The 21,046-nt window shown below is 68.9% G+C and carries 19 protein-coding genes; 10 read left to right on the top strand and 9 right to left on the bottom strand.

What is annotated here, in order from left to right:
* Nucleotides 1–170 precede the first annotated feature (170 nt).
* A complete protein-coding gene (locus tag ACIHFD_RS50460) occupies nt 171–506 on the top strand; it encodes a hypothetical protein (RefSeq protein ID WP_397372994.1) in 336 nt (111 codons plus the stop codon).
* Here ACIHFD_RS50460 and ACIHFD_RS50455 read toward each other — a convergent pair.
* Nucleotides 498–959: a hypothetical protein gene (locus ACIHFD_RS50455; RefSeq protein WP_397372993.1), complete on the bottom strand. Its 462-nt coding sequence runs from the start codon at nt 957–959 to the stop codon at nt 498–500. The two genes, ACIHFD_RS50460 and ACIHFD_RS50455, sit on opposite strands and share 9 nt — an antisense overlap.
* Nucleotides 956–2,365: a hypothetical protein gene (locus ACIHFD_RS50450; protein ID WP_397372992.1), complete on the bottom strand. Its 1,410-nt coding sequence runs from the start codon at nt 2,363–2,365 to the stop codon at nt 956–958. The genes ACIHFD_RS50455 and ACIHFD_RS50450 overlap by 4 nt, the downstream gene beginning before the upstream one ends.
* A gap of 189 nt (nt 2,366–2,554) precedes the next feature.
* Here ACIHFD_RS50450 and ACIHFD_RS50445 point away from each other — a divergent pair, with 189 nt between their 5' ends.
* Entirely contained in the window at nt 2,555–3,793 is a 1,239-nt protein-coding gene (locus tag ACIHFD_RS50445; protein ID WP_397372991.1) for an MFS transporter, read from the top strand.
* A 36-nt stretch (nt 3,794–3,829) separates the two neighbouring features.
* On the top strand, nt 3,830–4,273 hold the full coding sequence (locus tag ACIHFD_RS50440) for a YbaB/EbfC family nucleoid-associated protein (protein WP_397372990.1): 444 nt from the start codon (nt 3,830–3,832) through the stop codon (nt 4,271–4,273).
* 15 nt (nt 4,274–4,288) lie between these two features.
* Here ACIHFD_RS50440 and ACIHFD_RS50435 read toward each other — a convergent pair whose 3' ends face one another.
* The gene (locus tag ACIHFD_RS50435; RefSeq protein WP_397372989.1) at nt 4,289–4,975 is read right to left on the bottom strand and encodes a hypothetical protein; all 687 of its coding nucleotides are present in this window, start codon (nt 4,973–4,975) and stop codon (nt 4,289–4,291) included.
* Nucleotides 4,959–5,288 carry a hypothetical protein gene (locus ACIHFD_RS50430; RefSeq protein ID WP_397372988.1) on the bottom strand — a complete coding sequence of 110 codons (330 nt, stop codon included), beginning with the start codon at nt 5,286–5,288 and terminating at the stop codon, nt 4,959–4,961. The genes ACIHFD_RS50435 and ACIHFD_RS50430 overlap by 17 nt, the downstream gene beginning before the upstream one ends.
* A 210-nt stretch (nt 5,289–5,498) precedes the next feature.
* Here ACIHFD_RS50430 and ACIHFD_RS50425 point away from each other — a divergent pair, with 210 nt between their 5' ends.
* Nucleotides 5,499–5,807, top strand: coding sequence for a DUF6355 family natural product biosynthesis protein (locus tag ACIHFD_RS50425; RefSeq protein ID WP_397372987.1), 309 nt, complete (start codon nt 5,499–5,501; stop codon nt 5,805–5,807).
* Between the two features lie 99 nt (nt 5,808–5,906).
* Here ACIHFD_RS50425 and ACIHFD_RS50420 read toward each other — a convergent pair whose 3' ends face one another.
* A complete protein-coding gene (locus tag ACIHFD_RS50420; protein ID WP_397372986.1) occupies nt 5,907–7,469 on the bottom strand; it encodes an ATP-binding protein in 1,563 nt (520 codons plus the stop codon).
* Between the two features lie 228 nt (nt 7,470–7,697).
* On the opposite strand from ACIHFD_RS50420, the gene ACIHFD_RS50415 reads away from it, so the two are divergent.
* A complete protein-coding gene (locus ACIHFD_RS50415; protein ID WP_397372985.1) occupies nt 7,698–9,707 on the top strand; it encodes a hypothetical protein in 2,010 nt (669 codons plus the stop codon).
* A gap of 33 nt (nt 9,708–9,740) precedes the next feature.
* Here the strand turns inward: ACIHFD_RS50415 and ACIHFD_RS50410 are convergent, their stop codons facing one another.
* Both ACIHFD_RS50410 and ACIHFD_RS50405 read right to left on the bottom strand, forming a co-directional pair.
* Entirely contained in the window at nt 9,741–11,000 is a 1,260-nt protein-coding gene (locus ACIHFD_RS50410; protein ID WP_397372984.1) for an MFS transporter, read from the bottom strand.
* Nucleotides 10,997–11,884: an alpha/beta fold hydrolase gene (locus ACIHFD_RS50405; protein WP_397372983.1), complete on the bottom strand. Its 888-nt coding sequence runs from the start codon at nt 11,882–11,884 to the stop codon at nt 10,997–10,999. Before ACIHFD_RS50405 ends, ACIHFD_RS50410 begins: the two co-directional genes overlap by 4 nt.
* Nucleotides 11,885–12,059: 175 nt before the next feature.
* Between ACIHFD_RS50405 and ACIHFD_RS50400 the strand changes: the two genes are divergently transcribed.
* A complete protein-coding gene (locus ACIHFD_RS50400) occupies nt 12,060–13,895 on the top strand; it encodes an ABC transporter ATP-binding protein (protein WP_397372981.1) in 1,836 nt (611 codons plus the stop codon).
* The gene (locus ACIHFD_RS50395) at nt 13,895–15,727 is read left to right on the top strand and encodes an ABC transporter ATP-binding protein (protein ID WP_397372980.1); all 1,833 of its coding nucleotides are present in this window, start codon (nt 13,895–13,897) and stop codon (nt 15,725–15,727) included. The genes ACIHFD_RS50400 and ACIHFD_RS50395 overlap by 1 nt, the downstream gene beginning before the upstream one ends.
* Before the next feature lie 61 nt (nt 15,728–15,788).
* Here ACIHFD_RS50395 and ACIHFD_RS50390 read toward each other — a convergent pair whose 3' ends face one another.
* Complete coding sequence (locus ACIHFD_RS50390; RefSeq protein WP_397372979.1) at nt 15,789–16,451, bottom strand: restriction endonuclease; 663 nt, start codon at nt 16,449–16,451, stop codon at nt 15,789–15,791.
* A gap of 171 nt (nt 16,452–16,622) precedes the next feature.
* Between ACIHFD_RS50390 and ACIHFD_RS50385 the strand changes: the two genes are divergently transcribed.
* The 3 genes from ACIHFD_RS50385 to ACIHFD_RS50375 all read left to right on the top strand — a co-directional run bounded on the left by ACIHFD_RS50385 (nt 16,623) and on the right by ACIHFD_RS50375 (nt 20,436).
* Entirely contained in the window at nt 16,623–17,612 is a 990-nt protein-coding gene (locus ACIHFD_RS50385) for a trypsin-like serine peptidase (RefSeq protein ID WP_397372978.1), read from the top strand.
* A gap of 153 nt (nt 17,613–17,765) precedes the next feature.
* Nucleotides 17,766–19,022 carry a serine hydrolase domain-containing protein gene (locus ACIHFD_RS50380; RefSeq protein WP_397372977.1) on the top strand — a complete coding sequence of 419 codons (1,257 nt, stop codon included), beginning with the start codon at nt 17,766–17,768 and terminating at the stop codon, nt 19,020–19,022.
* Between the two features lie 73 nt (nt 19,023–19,095).
* Nucleotides 19,096–20,436 (top strand): MFS transporter, encoded by a 1,341-nt coding sequence (locus ACIHFD_RS50375; protein ID WP_355197786.1) that lies wholly within the window; start codon nt 19,096–19,098, stop codon nt 20,434–20,436.
* A 1-nt stretch (nt 20,437) separates the two neighbouring features.
* On the opposite strand, the gene ACIHFD_RS50370 is transcribed toward ACIHFD_RS50375, so the two are convergent.
* Nucleotides 20,438–20,983 (bottom strand): GrpB family protein, encoded by a 546-nt coding sequence (locus ACIHFD_RS50370; protein WP_397372976.1) that lies wholly within the window; start codon nt 20,981–20,983, stop codon nt 20,438–20,440.
* Nucleotides 20,984–21,046: the final 63 nt, after the last annotated feature.

Raw genomic sequence — 21,046 nt, 5'->3', positions numbered from 1 at the left:
GACGAGGGCGGCCGCGGGCTCCAGCTGGTCTCCGCGATCTCCCATCGCTGGGGCACCCGCTACACCGACACCGGCAAGTGCATCTGGACCGAACAACCCCTCGTGTGCCCATCACCTGCCCTGCTTCCCGAGCAGAGCGGCCTGGACCTGTACGACCTGCTGGACGATGAGTGAGGCGCCGTCGAACCTCAGAGGAAGACCTGCACAACGTTGGCGATGGCCTGCCGCACCGCGGCTACAAGCGCACCGCCAACCTCGCCGAGCTGGGCCACCTCGTGGACCGGCTCCAGGAGGCGGTGCCATGGCTGGATCTGGGCGAACACGAGCCCCTCTGCCGGGCCTCGGACCACGTCACGGACGCCGTCGTGTCGGCCCTCGCCGCCCGCGCCGCCGCCCTCGGCCTGGTCGCCGTACCGACGGGGGAGCAGACGGGCGCGGCGACCACCGAGGGCTGGATCGCCCTGCCCACCACACCCCTGGACCGCCTCGTCGCGACTTCACCGTGAATCAACGGTGATCGGGTCGTCCGCGTTGATGACGAAGACGCTGAAATCCCGCTCCGCGGGGAGACAATCGGGCGGTAGTTTGACGCCTCCGGGCCGATTCGATGCCCAGTCGGCCGATCCGCCTCCGGCGATGATCGTGTCACCCTCGACTATGCGTCCCGCGGTAGGGGCCTGCACGCCGCGTTTCCCGTCATGGATCAGCGGGCGGGTGCCCCTCGGCCACACCGGCAGCATGCTGGGACCGCTACGGAAATCCAGTCTCAGGCATTTGCTCCGCGGATCGTAGGCCAGCGTGGCCTCCACTTGCATCTGCATGCCGGACGAGAAGTCATGGACGACGATCATCGGATCGGTGCCGATGACCTGAACGGTGTCGCCGGCGGCGCACGCGGTGGCGGCGAAAGCCACGCCCGCGAGCACCACCCGGATCCTGAGCGATGCCGATCCCGTCATCGTCGATAGATCTTCCACTGCGCGCCAAGGGCGGTAGGCACGAGATACGCAGGGGTGAAAGCCGAGGTCTTGGCCTCCAGGCGGTTGGGGCTGTAGGTGCCTTGGTGGAATCCCCAGGCCGTGCCCCCGTAATACCATGGCCCGCCGCTGTCACCACGTTCGGTGATACGCGCCGCCATCACGACCAGCCCTCTGACGGGTCGCCCGTCGGGGTCGTCGATGAACTCGTTGATCAATTTGACGGTGCTGCAGCCTGCCCCGGTGCTGATTCCGAACTTGCAGATGAGCTGTCCGCGGAAGGGGCTCGTCCCCACGCTGTCGACATACCGGCTGCTCTGCCAGTCGGAGTAGAACGTCCGGGTGGTGATCATGCTGCCGGACGTGAGCCGGGCGAGGTCGTAGTTCGCGGCGACCGCCGCGCGGGAGATGGTCGTCGAGCCACCTTGGACGGAGTGATTGCTGTAGATGAGTGTGCTCAACGCACAGTGGCGGGCGGACGCGGCGGTTCGAACGGTCACGCTGGTGACGGAGACCAGGTTGAACCCCGAGGTGCAGCCGGAGCGGGAATCGCCAGGCCGTTTGAGATGGCCGCCGCCCCGCAGGTATCTGTCCTCCGGAATCATTTGTGCGCCGATGCCTGATTCGAGCTTTATGCTGATGGCTGGATTGGTCGGCGGGGGCAGCTGGAGATCGGCCACCATGTTTTTCTTGGTTTCCTCGTTGAAACGCACGCCGAGGGTTATGCGACCTGTGTCTATGTCATATCGGCCCTGAACCTGGCGTACCTCCGGCCGTGCGCGCAGCGAATCATGGGCTTCTTCCATGACCTCTACCAGCTCTGATTCCGAGAATCCCTTACGGCCTTGGAGTTCGACCTCGACCGGCAGCGTCCTGGCCAGTGTCACGGCTTCGTCGGGCACCTCGTTCTTGAACCCGATGCGGACCTTCATGGCACCGTCCACGAGGGCGAGCCCGGAGAGCTCTCCGGGGTGGGTCCGAAGGAGTCGCTCGCCGATCTCGTTGAGTCTGGGCTGCCAGGCGTATCGGTCGATGGCCTGTTCGTAGGACATGCCCAGGCTCTTGGCGGCGAGTCGCAGGTCGATGAGCTCCACCAACGGCAGATCGTCGATGAGGACGTCGGGATACGTCACGGGGCCGTCCGGCGTGTCCGCGGTCATGCGCGGGTTCCTGGCCGCGTACCTGTCTATCGCTTGGGCGAGGGTAATGCCACCGCGCCGCGCCGACGCTTTTATCCGATCAAGAACCGGCCGCTTTATCCGAGGCTGGTCGGCCTTTTCGAGAGTGATGATGATGTCGGCATGACTTGCGAGAGGTCGTACGGCCATCGACAGAAGTGCCACAGCGAGTAAACCGACAACTTCGGTCGCCTTGCCTTTTGCGCCCATCCTGGCACCTTGGATATCCCTCTTGATACGGATAGGCCCAGTAACAGGCCTGGGCGGCCACGGTGTCAAGCAGCTATACAAGTTGCCTACGGGAACGTATCAGGCAGACGGACACCGCGTCGGGTCGCGTGGAGCATGCCCGCATCATCACTGACATTCGGTGTCAGTGATGATGCGGAGACTGTGCGCATGCCCGTTCAGATCCCCCATCGCACGACCATGCGACTGCTGATCGCCGCGGCCTTCACCACCGCGCTCGGCAACAACGTCCAGCTCATCACCGGGGCGCTGCTGCTGGCCCGGGAGCAGCAGACCATGATGGCCGTGGGCTGGTTGTTCATCGCCGTCGCGCTGCCGCAGGCCGTCCTGTCCCCGTATCTGGGACGACTCGCGGACCGCCTGGATCGCCGCCTCCTGTGGATCGCCTGCGACACGGTGAGCGCGATCGTGGCCCTCGGCCTGCCGCTGTGGCTGGTCGCGGGCGGTGCGACCGAGGCCGGCATCTACGCCGCGAACTTCGCGCTTGCCCTGGTCAGCGCGATCTTCGTGCCGGCGAGCGCGGCGCTGATCAAGGAACGGGTCCCCGGCGGCACTGTCCTGCGCCGGTTCAACGGCCGCTACGAGATGGCCACTCAGGCCGGGATGCTGCTGTCCGCCACCGTCGGCGGGCTCGCCGTCCAGGTCTTCGGCGCCGTCCCCTTGCTCGTCTTCAACGCGGCCACGTTCGCCGTTTCCGCTCTTTGCGTGACCGCCGTCGGCCGTACCCGGCTCGTCGGCGGGCCCGCCGACGAGCCGGTGGAGGCCGCGGGCCCGGATCGGCCGCCGCTTCCGATGGGCAGCCTGATCCTTCTGTACGCGCAGGGCAGTGTCGTGGTCACCGTCTTCAACGCCCTCCTGCCGATGTACGTCCTGGTCGAGCTCAATCGCGGCGCGGGGACCTTCGGGGCCATCGACGCCCTGGGCAGCCTCGGCTTCCTCGCCGCCGCCGCCGGATACCGGCTGTTCGCCCAGCGGTACTCCGATCTGCGCATCGCCGTGGCGGGCTTCTTCGCGTGCAGCCTGCTCATCGTCACTCAGGGGCAACTGGGCGTCGCCGGACTGGCCGCGCTGGTCCCCATGGGCGCGTTCGTCTTCGGCCAGGCGAGGATCTCCTCACGGAATCTGCTGATGGCCCGGGCCGGTCGTACGGACATAGGCCGGGTATTCGGTCTTGCCAACGGCGGCGGGCTCGCCGCGACCATCATCGTCATGCTGCTCGTGGCCACCGTCACCGATCACACCAGCGCGGGGGCCGGTTTCGCCACCCTCGGGGCTTTCGCGCTCCTGTCCACGATCTGGGCACTGGTGCTCCAACGACGTGCTGTCAGGGGTACGCGATCCGGACTCCCGAGCGCCAGGAAATCACTACGAAACGGAGCTGTGCTATGACCATCCGGACGAACGTACGTGGATGGAGGACCGCACGTGGACGACCCGCTCGGTAATTTCGCGAACATCGACGCCGAGGCGTTCCTGCGGGATTCCGAGAAACGGGTGGCCGACTTCGCCGCGGCGCAGGAAGGGGCCGCGGCGGCGGTCGGGCGGGCGACGGCCGCCGACGGTCTCATCGCGGTCGAGTGCACCGCGCAGGGCGGGGTGAGCCGGCTGGACATCGATCCGAGGGCGAAGCGGATGAGCGTGCACGAGATGTCCGCGGCGATCCTCGCGGCCATCCGCGACGCCGACGCCGACCTCCAGCGCCAGTTGTCCGCGATCATGGCGGGCGCGTTCGGCGGAGGACTGGACCGCGCCCTGGGCGACCCCGACACCGCCCGGGCGAAGGTCGCGGAGGCGCAGCAGGCCTTCGACCGGATGATGGGTGACGCGATGGGTGAGCTGGATCGTATGCGGAGGAAGCTCGGCTACTGAGCGTCCTGGCCGGCCTCAGGCTTCCTGGGAGCGCCCCGCCGCGTACTGCGGCTTGAGGCCGTCCGTGAGGGTGCGCTCGGTCATCCAGGCGGCACCGTACTTCAGGGCCAGGCCGAGCACGGTCCTGAGCGTGAAGTTGCGCAGCTCGATGACCCGCTTCTCGGCGGTCATCGCCTGCGACAGCGCCTCCCACGCGTAGTACACCCTTCCCGGACCGGCGAGCAGGGCCTTGGCCAGGGTGGCCATGGCCAGGCTCGCGATGCCCACGTGAAGGTAGATGTACAGCGTCCAGAGGTTGGCCAGCACCCTGAGCATCCACGAGAGGCTGTGGGCGGAGTCGGCCGCGGTGTCCGACTCCATGGCGTAGCCGGCGACCCGCTGCCCGTAGAGCTCCCGCTCCGGCGCCTGCCAGCTGGCCTGGGACACGCTGTCGTGCTGCTCCCGCGCCGTCGCGCCCGCCGCGTACACACCGTCTCCGAAGGCGCTCCAGCCGTCCGCGGCCCTGTGCATCACCTGCGGGTCGGACGGGACCGACAGCCCGTACGCGACCACCACCCGCTCGAACACGGGAAAGATCAGGGCAGCGAACGCGTACATGCCGAGCGTGGAGTACTGCATCCGCTTGAGGTCGCCGCCCTCGTCACCCGGCTGGAACGGGTCGGGGGTCCCGCCGGGGACGGGGATCTTAAAGCCGCCGGACATTGGCCTCGTTCCTGTTCTCCACGGTCTGGATGTTGCTGGCGACCGTGTGCAGTCGGTCCCGATGGTCGTGCAGGGCCTCGATCGTGTTGAGGACCATGCTCTCCGCGTAACCGACGATCTTGTCGTGTTCGCTGGTCAGGGGCCATCCGAGCACTCCCATGGCCCAGGGGCCCATGCGCATGTTCGAGGGGAAGTCGCTGACCTCGGCCAGGTGCGACACGGGGGAGGTGCCCGCGACGTCATCGACGAGAGCGTCGCCCAGCGCTCTGATCGCTGACAGCCGGTGGATACGTGATGCGTCGTCTTGGCTCAAAATTACTCCAAGTACGTGATCCATTACTTGGCTGGACATACTAGCCGGAACCTGGCTGGTGCTGTCCGGGCCTGGCCGGCGCGTGGACCGATTTCGGACGAGTCCGTCCGGGCCTCTGTTGGACACCTGACCGGGGTGGCTTTCCTGAGCCTGACGCCCCGCCGCGCAGCGATCCAGGGCGGTCGACCAATCAGAACAGGAGCCCGAACCATGCCAGTCACCATCAAGAACTCGTCCCCGGTCACCCTCCTGACCGTCCTCGCGGCCATCGGCGCCACGCTGCTCACCGCCACCCCGGCGACCGCCGGCGTCAACGAGCGCAGCCACCTGGCATCTGCCTGCGGCCTGTACCGGGACGGCGACGCGGCCATGTACAAGAACTGCTCCGGGGCCGGCGAGAACATCTTCGTGACCTACTTGCTGGGCGGAAACACCTATTTCTGCGTGGCACCGGGAGAGTCGAAGTACGTCGGCAGGTGGAGCAACACGTTCAGGGTCTACAACCGGGGCGGCTGCTGACCCCTCAAATGAGCATGGGGCCACGGGACGGCCGGCCCGTGGCCCCGTGTGGTGAGCTGGGTCGCCTGCTCAGAAGGAATGTCGCCCGCTGCAATGCCTTCAGGCCCGCAGAACGGTGACCTGCCGCCCCGCCGGGGTGCGGTCCTGGTCGAACCGGACGCGGTCCTCCATCGGCGACGCCTCGGGACGGCGATCGAAGACCACCAGGTAACCGGCGTCGAGATCGAGCCGGTCCAGATAGCGGTCGAGCTGCGCGAGCCCTTCGTCCACCGGATCCCGCTTACCGGGCCGCCACACCTTGAGCTCCATGGCCTCCCGCTGCACCTGCCCCTCGCCGTACGGCCAGCGCAGGTAGACGTCCAGCCGACCGGTGCCCGCGGCGTACTCCCTGTCGAGGAAGCCGCCGCCGTTGACGATCCGGTGCAGGTAGGCCATGAGGATGATCTGGCACGCGGCCTCGTGGTAGGCGGCGCCCCGGACCAGGGTCTCGCCGTGCTGCTTCCAGAAGGCGGTGAACTCACGCAGCAGCTTGAGCAGGTCCAGACGGCCGTCGGGGAAGACGAAAGACCGCGAATCTTCCCGGATGATGGCTTCCGCACCGCTACCCAGTACGCGCAGGATGACCTCGCGGTAGATGGGGTTGGCGATTTCGAGCACTTTTCCCAGGGCCGCCAGGCCGAGGTCACGCACGTAGGAGAAGTCGTCCTCGAAGCTTTCGTCGTGGTCGACCGGCGTGCCTGCGAGCATCGGTTCGAGCACTCGCTTGACCCGGGGTTCGTGCAGCTTGGCGACGAGAGAATCCAGGTGGGTAGCGCGGTCACGGATGAGTCGCTCTTTGGCCTGCTCCATGTGCCCGGCAGTGATCGGCTCCTCTGGGGGGACCCGCATCTCCCAGGTGATCTCCCAAGCCAGCGCGTTGATCAGCCAGGGTTGTCCGCGGGTGAATTCGAAGGCCGCTGCGATGGCTTCCTTGGTGAACTCCTGCCCGGTCTCCGCGGTGTGCTGGCCGTACAGCTCCCTGACGTCCTCCGGGGTGAAGTCGCCCAGGCGAAGCGACCTGACCGCGATGTTGAAGGGGCTGATCGCGCCGAGTCGGGCGGGGTCGCCGCCTGAGGCGATCTTGTAGTCCCGTACGTCTCTCAGTCCGCACAACACCACGGAGTTGGGGAACGGAACGCCTTTGGGGCGATTGTTGTGACCGCGGCGTAGTTGCCGCAGGACCGCGATCAGGCTCTCGCCGTACAGCGCGTCGATCTCGTCGATGAGCAACACGAGCGGGAGCTCGCACTGGGCTGCCCACGCCCGGAGGGCGGCGCCCAGCCGTTTGCCCGGAGGGGCCTCAGGCCAGGGGTTGGGCGCCGAATTGGTGCTCCACCGGAGTTCGTCCAGCAGGATCAACTCCGCGGCCTCGTAGTCGTCGCCCGCCACGGAGGCCTCCTCGCAGGAGATCGTCACCGCCACGGCGGCGCCTTCCTTGGTGAGCTCATGCTCCAGGGAATGCAGCACGGTCGTCTTGCCCGACTGACGCGGAGCGTGGATCACGAAGAAGCGATCCAGGTCGATCAACTGGCGCGCCTGCGGCAGCCGGGGCTGCGACGGCAGCACGTAGTGGAGCCGGGGGTCGCACGGTCCTGTGGTGTTGAAGTACCTGGGTCTGGTCACCGTCACAGTGTGGCATCGAGTGGTGACAGATTCGATCCGTTTGGCGCAGGAGCCGAATCTCACGCTGCCCGCCCGATTGCCCATCCTCGTGCCATCTCGCGGCGGCAGGTTGTTGAGGAACTCAGACCACAGTCCGAGCACGTACAGCGGGCCGATGGATCATCATGGAGAGTCATCGGCCCGCGCGGCTTCGAGCCTCCGGGGCTGCCGGAACCACCATGGGGAATCATGCGGACCTTTTTCGAGCCGGACCGGGAAGAGGAGTTCGAGGCGGCCAAGGACCTGCTGATCCGCCGCTGCCTGGACTGGGCCGACGACCGCGGCCTGGCCGCCGACGACCTGGTGCTGACGGCGGCCTTGGACTCCCGCCATCGCAGCAGAGACGGACGGCTGGCCTTCTGGGATGCCGCGCAGGTGCGCCGGTTCCTGCTGGAGTGGATCCCCCGGTACGTCGCCGCACCCCGGGAGGACCTCGACGCCGCCCCGGAAACTCTGATCACGCTGCTGCGTTACCTCGACGCGACCGGCATCCGCGACCCGCGCGGAGCCACGACGGCCGAGTTGGAGAAGGCCGTGGCCGAGGCCGTGAAGGAATATCCGGCGGCCTTGGCGGACCCGTACCGCCAAGGGCTGGCGAGGTTCTGGGCGCAGGTGGCCATCGACAACGGTGTCGACCCGAGCGACCACAAGGCCCTGACGAAGTTCCAGCGCGATGTCGACGCGGGGCGGGTGGCGTACGACGCGGACGCGCTCGGCAAGGTGGCGGAGGCACGTTTCTTCGGACGCGGGCCCGACGAGGAGCGGGCATTCCCCCAGCCGCCCATCGTCCTGCCGCCCGCGCCGGAGATCGCCGCCGCCGCGGCGCGAAGCGAGACCGTACGGAGGCTGGCGGCGCTGGCCGACTGGGTCGGAACGGAGGGCCGGCCGCTGACCAGCGCCGGAAACCTTCGCGTGGCCGACGCCCGCGAGCTGGCCGAGCTCCTCGGCACCGGCGAGCAGGACCTCAAGGTCCGCAGCGCCGCGCACATGCCCAAGGTTCACCTCCTCTTCGAATGGGCGAAGGCCGCCCGCCTGGTCCGTGTGAGCAAAGGCCGCCTGCTACGGGTGGCCAAGGCCGCGCCCCTGCTGCGTGACCCGGAACGGCTGTGGTCGCGGGCCTTCGAGGTCTTCTTCGACCTCGAAGGTCCGGTGACCGGCGCCTCCGCTTCGGGGTGGGACGTCCGGTCGCCGCTGGCGAGGGTCTTCGACGAGGTGATGGCGGACGTGCTGAACAGCGTGTACGGCCTCTCGGACGGGGTCCCCGTGGCCCGCCTCCAGGAGACGGTCTGGCTGGCCTGCCGCGAATACCTGATGCTGGACGATGGGCCGCAGAACCCGCAGCGGCGGAAGGTCGACGACGACCTGGTCGCGGCGCTGGAGACCCTGGCCGAGCTCGGCGCGGTGGAGCTGAGCCATGGCCTCGCCGACGCCCTCTACCTCAGCGACCTGGGCGATGACGACGAAGAGCAACCCCTGCCGCCCGACGCGCGGGCCCGGCTGCGTGCCGTGCTCACCGAGCCGGGCCTGCTCGTGAGCCTGACCCCGCTCGGCCTGCGGGGTGTGCGCGAGCGGATGCTCGCCGAGGGCCGGGACGCGCCGCTTGTGGGAGAGCTGGCGGAGGCCGCGCCGGGCGAGCTGCTCGGCGTGCTCGCGGAGCACTACCCGCCGGAGGAGGCCGCGACGGAGCTGGAAAGCTGGCTCGCCGCACACGGCGGGGACGTCGAGCCGTTGCTGGACGCCATACGGGCCTGCCCGTTCCGCACCCGCGCGTCCGTCATGCTGAGCACGCTGGTGGAGGCTCGTCCCGACGGCCGGTCGCTCCTCACGCGCCTGCGCGGGGACAGCGTGCTCGGCCCCATCGCCATCACCCTGCTGCACGACACCCGAGCCGTGGGACCCGACGATCTGTCCTCCTCCGAGCAACTCCTGCTCATGACCGAAGGCCTGCTCAACCTGCTGGAGCTGGCCGGCCCGGAGGAGGTCGTGACGCAGCTCGGCCAGATGGCGGGCAGGGAGGCGCCACAGATCATCGAGGCGGTGACGCAATCCGGTCATCCCGCCACGATCGGCATGGACGAGCTGCGCAGGCTGGTGGCCGAGCCGTTGCGTGCCCGTTCCCGCACGCTTCGCTTCGTCGAGGGACCCCGGCCGGGGGCGCGCGGCCGCCGTTCCGGTCACGGCAAGAAACGCAGGCGCTGACCTGCCCCGGGTGTTTTGTACTCGTGGCGTGGATCAGACGGAACGGGTGAGCACGGCGGTGCGGATGCCGCGGCGCAGGAGAGCGGGCAGGCACAGGATCGTGCCGAGCGCGCCGATCCACACCGTCGACTCCAGCCCGGCGAGCGCCGTGGCCGCGGAGGCGAGCAGGGCGCCGAGCGCGACCGCTCCCCACAACTGGAACCGCTGGACGGCGGACACCCGGCCGAGGAGTTCGGGCGGGGTCTGGGTCTGGCGGAGGGTCAGCGAGATGGGGCTGAACGCACCCTCGCCCACGCAGTGCACGATACTGCCGATGACCAGGCCGGCGGCTCCCAGGCTGCCGTGCGCCGCCCCCAGCGCGGGCATGGCCACGATGCCCAGCACCGACACGGTGGCGGCGAGCATGAGCGCGCGCGGACTGCCCAGACGCCTGATGAGGAAGGCCGAGGCGAGGTTGCCGATCGGGTAGCCGGCCGCGGCGGCGCCCACCACGATCCCGATCCACTGCGGCGACAGTCCCAGGACGTTGCGGCAGTACAGGACCAGGCTGGTCTCGACCATGGAGAGGAACAGCACGTAAACGGTGCCGCAGGCGAGGACCGGCTCCAGAACCGGATGCCCGAGCGCGAACCTGAGCCCGGCCGCCACGTCGCGCCGTACCCAGCCCCGCTCCCGCACGGTGACGGCGGGCGGCGCCTCGCGGTGCCGGATCGCGACCAGCGCCACGAGCGAGGCGGCGAAACTGACGGTGTTGGCCAGGAGCGCGCCGGCCACGCCGAGCAGCCCGATGACCGGCCCCGCGGCCATCGGCCCGACCGCCTTCGCGGTCGACTCCGACAGCGCCAGGCGGGTGTTGCCGGTGTGCAGCTCGCCCGGGTCAGGGAAGAGCCCGGGCAGGTACGAGGTGTAGGCGACCTGGAAGAACACCACCGCGCAACCGCTCACCAGCACCAGCCCGAACAACAGGGGGAAACTGAGCACGCCGGTGACCGCTGTCACCCAGATCGCGCCGAACGCGACCACCTGGACGCCGTCGCAGACGAGCATGACGGTACGGCGGGGCAACCGGTCCACGATGGCGCCGGCCGGCAGGCCGAGCGGCAGGAAGGGCAGGAACATGGCGAACGGCAGCAACGCGGCCTGCGCCGGCGTCGCGCCCAGCACCGTCACCGCGAGCAGCGGCAGCGCCAGCGTCATGAACTGGTCCCCGAACAGCGACAACGACTGCCCCGCCCACAGCAGCCCGAAGCTCCGGCGGGCCGTACGCCCGGACGTCTCCGTCATGACGGTCATGCCTGCCACCAGAAGTCCCGCAGCAGCGAGTGGACGGTCTCCGTCTCCTCAACGTGGCCGAACGAGCCGCTGCGCTCCAGCATGTGGAACCGGGCCTGGGGCGCGAAGCGCCGGAAGTCGCGCTGCAACGCCGGGTGCAGTGCCCGGTCGTGGCGGCCGGCCAGCACCATCAGGGGAACGCGGATCTCCTTGAGCCGAGGCCGGAAGTCGGGGATCCTGGCCACTTCACCCCCGATCACGAAATCGACGTCGTCGCCGCAGAAGATCGGATAAAGCTCCTGGTTCCTGGCGCCGGGCTCGTCGGCCAGCAGGGCGGCGTTGGCCGGGTCGTAGAAGCGGACCAGGGCCGCTGCCTTGGCGAACTCCCGCCTGAGCGGCTCGTCCGTGGAGCGCAGCCCGTCCAGCCGCAGCTCCTGGATCCGCTCCCACACCTCGGGGAGCTGGGTGGCCAGCTCACGGTTGATGTTGGCGTGGTTGAGGTGCCACATCTCGGGGCTGTGCAGGGTGTTGGCCAGGGTGACGGTACGCGCCACGGCGGGGTGGTCGAGGGCGATCGCCTGCGCGACCAGCCCGCCGTACGAGAAGCCGTACAGGTGGGCGGGGCCCAGCTGCTCGAGCAGCGCGGCCACGTCGGCGACGTCATCGGCGAAGGTGATCTCGGACAGGTGCCGAGGACGGCCGGAGCGGCCGCGGCCGAACAGGTCGACGTAGATCACCCTGTGGTCCGCCGCCAGGGCGTCGAAGTGCGGGTGGAAGATCACATGCGATCCCGCGGGGCCCAGTCCGGCGAGCAGCACCACGGCGTCGCCGTCCCCGTGCTGCTCGACCCAGATGTGCCAGCCGCCACGGATCTCGTACGCCTGACCAGGGGGATGTTCGATCATGGCGCTCATCTTGGCCCGAACGGGAGGCGGGACGACGGCGGATATCGGACCTTTCATTTGGGGTCGCCCGCGCGTCGGCCTGGGCCCGGTGAAAATGGACTGGGAAACTGTCGGTGCCCGGTGATAGAAAGCAGGTTCGATACTCGCGTGCTCGCGCCCGGGGGAGGGCCTGCCAGTGACCACCAGCAGTTCGGAGTTCTCTGTCTCCGGCCCGAGCTACAACCGGCGCGGCCCGGTGCGCTGGCTCTGGTCCCATCTTCGCCGGCATCCGGCGCACCTGCTCGGGTTCCTCGGCGGGTCGCTGGTCATGGTGGTGCTCAACGCCATGGTGCCGCTGTTCACCGGCGATGCCTTCGACGCCGTGCTGGGGCGGCCGGGCGAGCCGCTCGACGCGCTCGGCTTCATCGCGCTCGCGCTGCTGGCGATCGTGCTGGCGCGGGGGCTGTTCGACCTCGTGGCCAGGCTGTCGAGCGAGGTGCTGGCCAAGCGCCTTGAGCGGGACGCGCGCGACGAGCTCTACGTGAGCCTGCTCGGCAAGAGCCAGACCTTCCACAACCGCCAGCGGGTCGGCGATCTGATGGCCCGGGCCGCCAACGACATCCGGCAGCTCTCCATCATGATCACGCCCGGGGTCGACCTGATCGTGGACTCGGGGCTCACCGGGCTGGTGCCCATCTTCTTCATCGGGGCGATCGACCCGCGGCTGCTGCTGTCGCCCGGGTTGTTCGCCGTCGTGTTCACCGTGGCGCTCTGGCACTACATGCGGCAGCTCAACCCGGTGGCCACGCGCATGCGCGAGCAGTTCGGCGACCTCAACGCCGGGCTCAACCAGGCCGTGCGCGGCATCGAGGTGATCAAGGTGACCGCGCAGGAGGCGCAGGAGCGGCGGCGCTTCCGCGCCGACGCGCGGCTCTACCGCGACCTCTTCGTACGCAACGGGCTGGTCCAGGCCCGCTACCTGCCCACCCTGCTGTTCTCCTTCGCCATGGCCGGGGCGCTGTGGCACGGCCTCTACCTCCAGGGCATCGGGGCGATCACCATCGGCGAGCTGGTGGCGTTCATGGGGCTCATGGGCCAGCTCGGGTTCCCCACGCAGATGTCGATCTTCACGTTCTCCCTGATCCAGATCGGCATCGTGTCCTCGCGCCGGATCCTGAGCGTCGTCACCTCCGACAGCGAGATCGAGCAGCGGGCCGAGGGGCATGCCGCGCCGATCAGCGGGGAGCTCGTCTTCGAGGACGTGACGTTCGGTTACGAGGACGACGAGGAGCCGGCGGTGCGCGGGGTGACGTTCACCGTACGGCCGGGGGAGACGGTGGCGATCGTCGGCGAGACCGGGTCGGGCAAGAGCACGCTGACCAAGCTGGTGCCGCGGATCTACGACGTCACGTCCGGCCGGATCCTCGTCGACGGCGTGGACGTGCGCGACTGGGACCTCGACTCGCTGCGGTCCCAGATCTCCACCATCGAGCAGGACATTGTGCTGTTCTCGCGGTCCGTGTCCGAGAACATCGCCTTCAGCCTGGGGCAGCGGGCCGATCACGAGGCCGTGGTGCGGGCGGCCGAGGACGCCCAGGCCGCCGAGTTCATCGCCGAGCTGGACGACGGCTACGAGACCGTGATCGGGGAGCGCGGGGTCACGCTCTCCGGCGGGCAGCGGCAGCGGCTGGCCATCGCGCGGGCGCTGCTGACCGATCCGGCGATCCTCGTGCTCGACGACTCGACCAGCGCCATCGACTCCGCCACCGAGGACAGGATCCAGCAGGCGATCGGTCGCATCCTCGAGGGGCGCACCACGCTGCTGATCACCCACCGGCTCTCGCAGATCCGGTGGGCGGACAAGGTGCTCCTGCTCAGACGCGGCGAAGTGGTCGACTTCGGCACCCACGACGAGCTGATCGCGCGCAGCCGGCTCTACCGCCGGATCTTCGCGCACTACGACGAGGTCGAGCTGGACGGTGACGGCGACGTGGACGGGGTGCTGGCCGCGGAGCAGGGAGGGGTGCGCTGATGGGCTTCATCATGGACGGCCTCGACGCCGAGGACTACGACCGCACCTACAGCGACCGTGCCCTGCTGCGCCGCATCATGTCGTACTTCCGGCCCAGGCTGGGGTCGATGGCCCTGGTCGCCACCATGATCGTGCTGCTGTCCGCGAGCCAGGCGGCCGTGCCGGCGCTGGGCAGCCTGGCCGTCGACGCGGTCTCCGACGGCACCATCGGCTCGGTCGGCTGGCTGCTCACGGGCGGGATCCTGGTCACCGGGGTGCTCTCGTGGGTGTTCAACTTCATCCGGCAGAAATACAGCGCGCAGGTCACCGGTGACGTGGTGCTCCAGCTGCGCGAGGACGCGTTCGACGCGGTGCTGGCGCGCGACCTGTCGTTCTATGACGAGACCCCGTCCGGCAAGATCGTCAGCCGGGTGACGTCCGACACCGACGACTTCGCCACCGTGTCCACGCTGACGATGGACCTGATCAGTCAGGTGCTGATGGTCGGCTTCGTCACGGTCCTGCTGTTCGTGCGCAGCGTCGAGCTGGCCCTGCTGACGCTGCTGGTGGTGCCGATCGTGGTGGGCCTGGCGCTGATGTTCCGGCGGCTGGCCAGGATCAGCACGCGCCGGGCGCAGCGCTCGCTCGGCCGGGTCAACGCCAACCTGCAGGAGACCATGGGCGGCATCGCGGTCGCCAAGAACTTCCGCCAGGAGCAGCAGGTCTACGACGAGTTCCGGCCGATCAACCGGCAGAGCTACCAGGTGACGCTCCGGCAGGGGTTCGTCTTCTCCACCATCTTCCCCGTGCTCTTCCTGGTGGCCGGGCTCGCGACCGTGGGCCTGGTCCGGCTGGGCGGCGCGCAGGTGCTCGACGGCGGGCTGTCCGCGGGCGACTGGTACCTGTTCCTGCAGGGCGTGTCGCTCTTCTGGTTCCCGCTGACGTCCATCGCCGCGTTCTGGTCCCAGTTCCAGCAGGGGCTGTCCGCGTCCGAGCGGGTCTTCGCCCTGATCGACGCCCCGCCGCGGGTGGTGCAGAGCGCCGCCGAGCCGCCGGGCAGGCTGGCCGGGCGCATCGAGTTCCAGGGCGTCACCTTCGGGTACGACGCCGCCAGCCCCGTGCTGCGCGACTTCGACCTGCGCATCGAGGCCGGGGAGACGGTGGCGCTGGTCGGCCACACCGGCGCCGGGAAGTCGACGCTCAGCAAGCTGATCACCCGGTTCTACGAGTTCCAGGAAGGCCTCCTGCTGATCGACGGGCGCGACATCCGCACTCTTGAGCTGGGCGCCTACCGCAGCCAGATCGGCGCGGTGCCGCAGGCCCCGTTCCTGTTCAGCGGCACCGTCGCCGACAACATCCGCTATCCGCGGCCGGAGGCGGACGACGACGAGGTACGCGCCGCGGCGGCCGCGGTGGGCGGCGGCGACTGGATCGAGGCCCTGCCCCACGGGCTGGAGACGGACGTGGGCGAGCACGGGCGGGCGCTGTCGATGGGGCAGCGGCAGCTCGTCGCGCTGGCCCGGCTGCTGATCCAGGACCCGGCGATCGTGGTCCTGGACGAGGCCACGGCCAGCGTCGACCCGCTGACCGAGGCCCAGATCCAGGAGGGCCTCGACCTGGTGCTGGCCGGGCGGACCTCGATCGTCATCGCGCACCGGCTCTCGACGATCGAGCACGTCGACCGCATCATCGTGCTGGACCACGGGCGGATCGTGGAGGAGGGCGACCACGCGACCCTGCTGGCCCGTGGGGGGCGCTACTGCGAGGTCTACAACACCTACTTCCGCCACCAGTCCCCCAACTACCGCGCCGGCTCCGGCTTCGTCTCCGTGACGAGCGGCGGCTCCGGCTGACCACCCGGCTCGCCGCTGTTCAGGTCGCCAAGTACGTCGCCTTCGACCAACGGCGCCGGCTTCAGGTCGCCGGCTCGTCGCCTTCGACCAGCCGGGTTGGCTTGGCGAGCAGCGCGAACCTCCCGGTCAGCCAATCGGCGAGCAGGTCGCGCTCGACGAGCAGCAGCCTCTGGCGCGCGTCGGTCGCCTCCTGACGGGCCGGGTGGGTGAGGCGCCCCGAGGTGATGAGCACGCCGGTGTGCCCGGTGAAGGCGTTGGCCAGGGCTCCGAGGAAGTTGCGGACCGCCGGTGCGCCGACGCTCTTGTTGTAGCGCTTGCACTGGACGGCGCAGCGCGTGCCGTCGGGCGCGACGGCGGTGATGTCCACACCGCCGTCCCCGGCGCCGCCCCGGATCCGCACCCGGCGGAACCCCTGGGCGATCATGCGCTCGGCGACCAGCTGCTCGAACTGCGGCCCGGTCATGAGGTCGACCTTCTCCAGGGCCGCGTTGGCCGCGAGGAACTGCAGGCGGCGGGCCTGGATGACCCGGTGCCGCAGGAAGAGCCCGCCGCTCAGGGCCGCGATCAGGACGACGGTTGTGGCCATCGCCCATCCCGGATATTCGGTGATGAAGTAGACCACGAAAACGATCGCGACGACGGCTCCCGCCAGTCCCATCACTCGAAGATCGTCGATGCCGTTCGACTTGCGCCGCCTGTTGCCCCGCCTGGATCCCCTCGCCATGGGTCCCTCCCGGAAGAACGGTGTTTGCTGGCGAGTATGAAGCGCGGCACCGACAGAGCGGCCGATGTTGTCAGGTCGGCGGGTGCCGGTGGGCTGGGTGGTCTGTGACGATTGTCCATTTTCGTGACAGGTGTGGTAAATCTTCTCCGTCACGTTTGTCACGGAGGCCCCATGCGTACCTTGCCCATCGTCGGCTTGACCACCTTGATGCTCGGGCTGGGTACCCACGCCGCCGTCGCCGAGCCCCCGGACGACAAGGCGGCGGATGCGCCGCTCGCGCACCAGGTCCCGACGACGTTTGCGGCCGGAAACGACTACTGGACGCCCGAGCGGATGCGGGCCGCCCGGCCGCTTGCCGCCCCCGATGATGCGGGGAGCGGCGCGACCAGGAGCGCGACGCCGTACGCGGCGCAGGAGCAGGTGGACATCGCACCCACCCCTTCGAAGGACACGATGCGCTGGGTCACCCCGTATGCCACCTCGGCGGCCAAGCAGCGGACGTGGAAGTCCGGCGGCCTCATCGCCAAGACGGCGGGCAAGGTGTTCGGCACCGGCGGCAACGGCAGGGACTTCGTGGCCTCCGGCAACGTCGTGACCAGCGCGGACGGGGACGTCGTCGTCACCGTCGGGCACGCGATGATCGACGGCGAGGGCCGGTGGAGCACCAACCTGGTCTTCGTCCCGGCGTACAAGAACGGCGCGGCGCCCTACGGCAAGTTCGTGGCGCGGACCATGTACATCTGGTCCGGCTACTACAAGAACGGCGCTCACCAGCCGCCGTTCGACTTCGGCATGCTGGTCGTCAAGCCGGTGAAGAGCAAGACGGTCGTGCAGACCGTGGGCGGCCAGGGCCTCAGGTTCAACTCCACCGCCGTCGGCTCATCCAACCTGCTGCTCGGCTATCCGAGCAACGGCAACGGTGGACAGACGCTGCAGTACTGCAGCGGCGCCTCGGTGACCCCGGCGTACGGGATGAAGTACGCGTTCCTGTGCGACATGGGCGGGGGCTCCAGCGGCGGTCCGTGGTTCCAGAGCTTCAACAAGATCACTGGTACCGGCTACCAGATCTCCACCCACGCGCTGCGCAACAGCACCACCAGCTACGGCTCCTACTTCGGCCCCGAGGCGCTCAAGACCTTCCGCGCGGCAGAGGCCGCCTGAGCGCGCCGCCGACCACGGTTCAGCGGCTGCCTGGGGCGCTGCCGACCACGTTGCAGCGGCCGTCTGAATGCGTCGCCGACCATCTTGGCCCGCCGCTGACCACCTGGCCCGCCGAAGGCTACTCTTGAGGCTTTTGTGACAATAGGGGGAAATGTGACCACACTCAGCCGCCGACGGCTTCTCCAGGCGGGCGCGGGTGCCGTGCCGGCGATCGCGCTCGGGGCGCGTCCCGCGTCGGCCGCCGTGGCCGAGCCGCTGACCACCGGTGTCGTGCCGAGCGCGATGGCCGGGTTCGACAAGGCGATGAAGACGTTCATCACGGAACGGGACATCTCCTGCGCCCAGCTCGCGGTCGCCAAGAACGGCAAGATCCTGCTCGCGCGCGGCTACGGGTTCTACTCCAAGACGGGCGCCCCCATCGTGCGGGTGCAGCCGACGTCCCTGTTCCGGGTCGCGAGCCTCAGCAAGAGCCTCACGGCGGCCGCGATCGTCCGCCTGGTCCAGGACGGCAAGCTGACCCTGGGCGCCAAGGTGGCCACCGTGCTGGGGCTGTCCACCACGGCGGACCCCCGGCTGGCGAACGTCACCCTGTGGCGCCTGCTCCAGCACCTCGGCGGCTGGGACAGGAACGTGTCGAAGGACCCGCTGTGGAACGACGCCACGATCTCCGCGTCGCTGGACGCGCCGCTGCCGATCGACCACGCCGACATCATGAAGTACGTCACCGCGAGGAAGCTCGACTTCGACCCGGGCACGAAGTTCGTCTACAGCAACTACGGCTACATGCTGGCCGGGCGGATCATCGAGAAGGTCTCCGGCATGAGCTACGAGTCGTACGTGCGGCAGAAGCTCCTCGCCCCCGCCGGGATCACCCGGCCGCGGCTCGGCCGCAGCCTCCGCTCCGAGGCCTTCTCCACCGAGGTGACCTACGCCTCGAAGTACACCAACAAGAGCGTCGTGGACCAGTCGGGCGCCGTCGTGCCGTACCCCTACGGCGGGTTCAACATGCCCAACCAGGACGCGAACGGCGGCTGGCTCGCCTCGGCCGTCGACCTGGTCAAGTGGGGCTTCGTCTTCGACGCCGCCGGGCCCGTGCTCAACTCCACGTCGATCTCCCGGATTTTCGCCAAGCCCGAGACCGGCGTGACCGCCGGCGGCTCCTGGTACGGCCTCGGCTGGAACGTGCGCAACAACAACGCCGGAGGGCTGAACACCTGGCACACCGGCAGCATGCCCGGCACGTTCAGCTTCCTCGCGCGGGTGCAGAACGGCGTCAGCTACTGCGCGATCTTCAACCGCAGGGAGGAGGAGGGCACGCCCGACTTCGACGCGATCGACCCCATCCTCGGCGAGGCGATCGGCACCGTGAAGACGTGGCCCACCACGGACCTGGCCCCTAGATACTTCTGAAAGCACCCTCGTGACCGCCAATGTTGCGTCATGTAACGTCGCGGGAAAGGTAAGACCTACCGAGGAGCGGTAGATGGCCGAGGAGCAGCGACTCGACGCGACAGGTCAGCAGCAGACGAGAAGGCAACTGGTCAGGGCGGTGATCGCCTCCGCCGTGGGGACCTCGATCGAATGGTACGACTTCTTCCTCTACGGCTTCGCCGCCAGCACGATCTTCGCGGAGCTGTTCTTCCCCAAGAGCGACCCGACCACGGGCCTGCTCCTGTCTCTCGGCACCTACTTCGGAGGGTTCGCCGCCCGCCCGATCGGGGCGGCGATCTTCGGGCACTACGGCGACCGGATCGGCCGCAAGGCCACGCTCATCATCACGCTCGTGAGCATGGGCATCGCCACCGCGCTGGTCGGGCTGGTGCCGACGTACGAGCAGATCGGCATCTGGGGCGGCATCCTGCTGACCGTGCTGCGGCTGCTGCAGGGCATCAGCGTCGGCGGTGAGTGGGGCGGGTCCGTGCTGCTGGCCACCGAGTGGGGGAAGTCGCGCGGCGGGCGGCGGGGGTTCCTGGGGAGCTGGCCGCAGTTCGGGGTGCCCGTCGGGCTCGTGCTCGGCTACCTGGCACTCGAGGTGTTCCAGCCGCTCGACCCCGACTGGGGCTGGCGCATCCCGTTCCTGCTCAGCATCGTGATGGCCGGCGTCGGCCTCTACATCAGGCTCGGCATCCTGGAGACGCCGGTCTTCACCAAGGTCCTCCAGGAGAACCGGGTCGAACGCGTCCCCGTACGCGAGGTCATCGTCAGGAACTGGCGGGAGATCGTGCTGAGCGCGCTGCTCCGGACCGGGCAGCAGGCGCCGTTCTACATCTTCACCGTCTTCATCCTCACGTACGCCACCAAGACCCTGGGGTTCAAGGCCGGCGACATCTACCCGTACGTCATCGCCGCCGGGATCGTGTCGCTGTTCACCGTGCCCTTCTGGGGATACGTCTCGGACATCGTGGGGCGCCGCAAGCTCTACATCATCGGCTCCGCGGCCATGGTGGTCTGGTCGTTCGTCTACTGGCCGCTGCTGGACACCCGCGTCCCCTCGCTGGTCCTGCTGGCCATCGTGCTGGCGGCGCCCATTCACGACATCCAGTACGGCCCGCAGGCCACATTCATCGCCGAGAGCTTCACCGGGCGGCTGCGATACAGCGGGGCCTCGCTCGGCTACCAGCTGGCCTCGGTGACGGCGGGCGGGCCCGCGCCGCTGATCGCGGTCTGGCTGTACGCGACGTACCAGAGCTCGTTCGCCATAGCCGTCTATATGGCGATATGTGCGCTGATCAGCGTGGTTGCGGCGTTCGCTTTGAAGGACCGGTCGAAGCAGGACTACGCCGTCGAGTACGACGACGTACGCGAGACCGAGACCAGCCCTTGAGTCACGCGTCGCTCGGGCCCGGCGTCCAGCCGGTGATCTGAGACCAGTCGTCGGCCTGGCGGAGCGTGTCCCAGATGAACGGCCGCTTCGCCTCGACGTATCGGTGCCGCTCGTGCCGGAACTCGGCCGCGAGACGCCGCTTGACCGCCGCGTACTCGGCCGCTGCTCCGGGGTGGGCGCGCAGGTAGTCGCGGAAGAGCAGGGAGAGCTGCTGGGCGAAGCTGCCCAGCACGCGTACGTGCACATGCGTGCGGCGCTCGCCCGGCGCCTCGCGGAAGTAGCGCTTGGTCAGGTCGGGATTGTCCGCCCGGTACACCAGGCCGAGGCTCTCCAGCGGCGACCTGAACGCCTCCGGCGGCTCGAACGACCGCACCGACACCTGGACGTCGATCACCGGCTTGGCCGCCAGGCCGGGCACCGCGGTCGATCCGATGTGATCGATCCGCGGTGCCACGTCGCCGAGCCGCCGGCGCAGGGCCTCACCGATCCTGGCGAACTCCTCGTGCCAGGCCGGGTCGTGGTCGGCTATCTCGACGGGGTCTGCCATGCGCCGATTATGTCGAAGGCAGGGGACTGTCGCCTTCAGACGAGGGGGAATGCCCAGCTGGAG

It is taken from the genome of Nonomuraea sp. NPDC051941 (assembly GCF_044593615.1).
The sequence above is the reverse complement of the archived record's forward strand: the minus strand, read 5'-3'. Positions and strand labels throughout refer to the sequence as shown.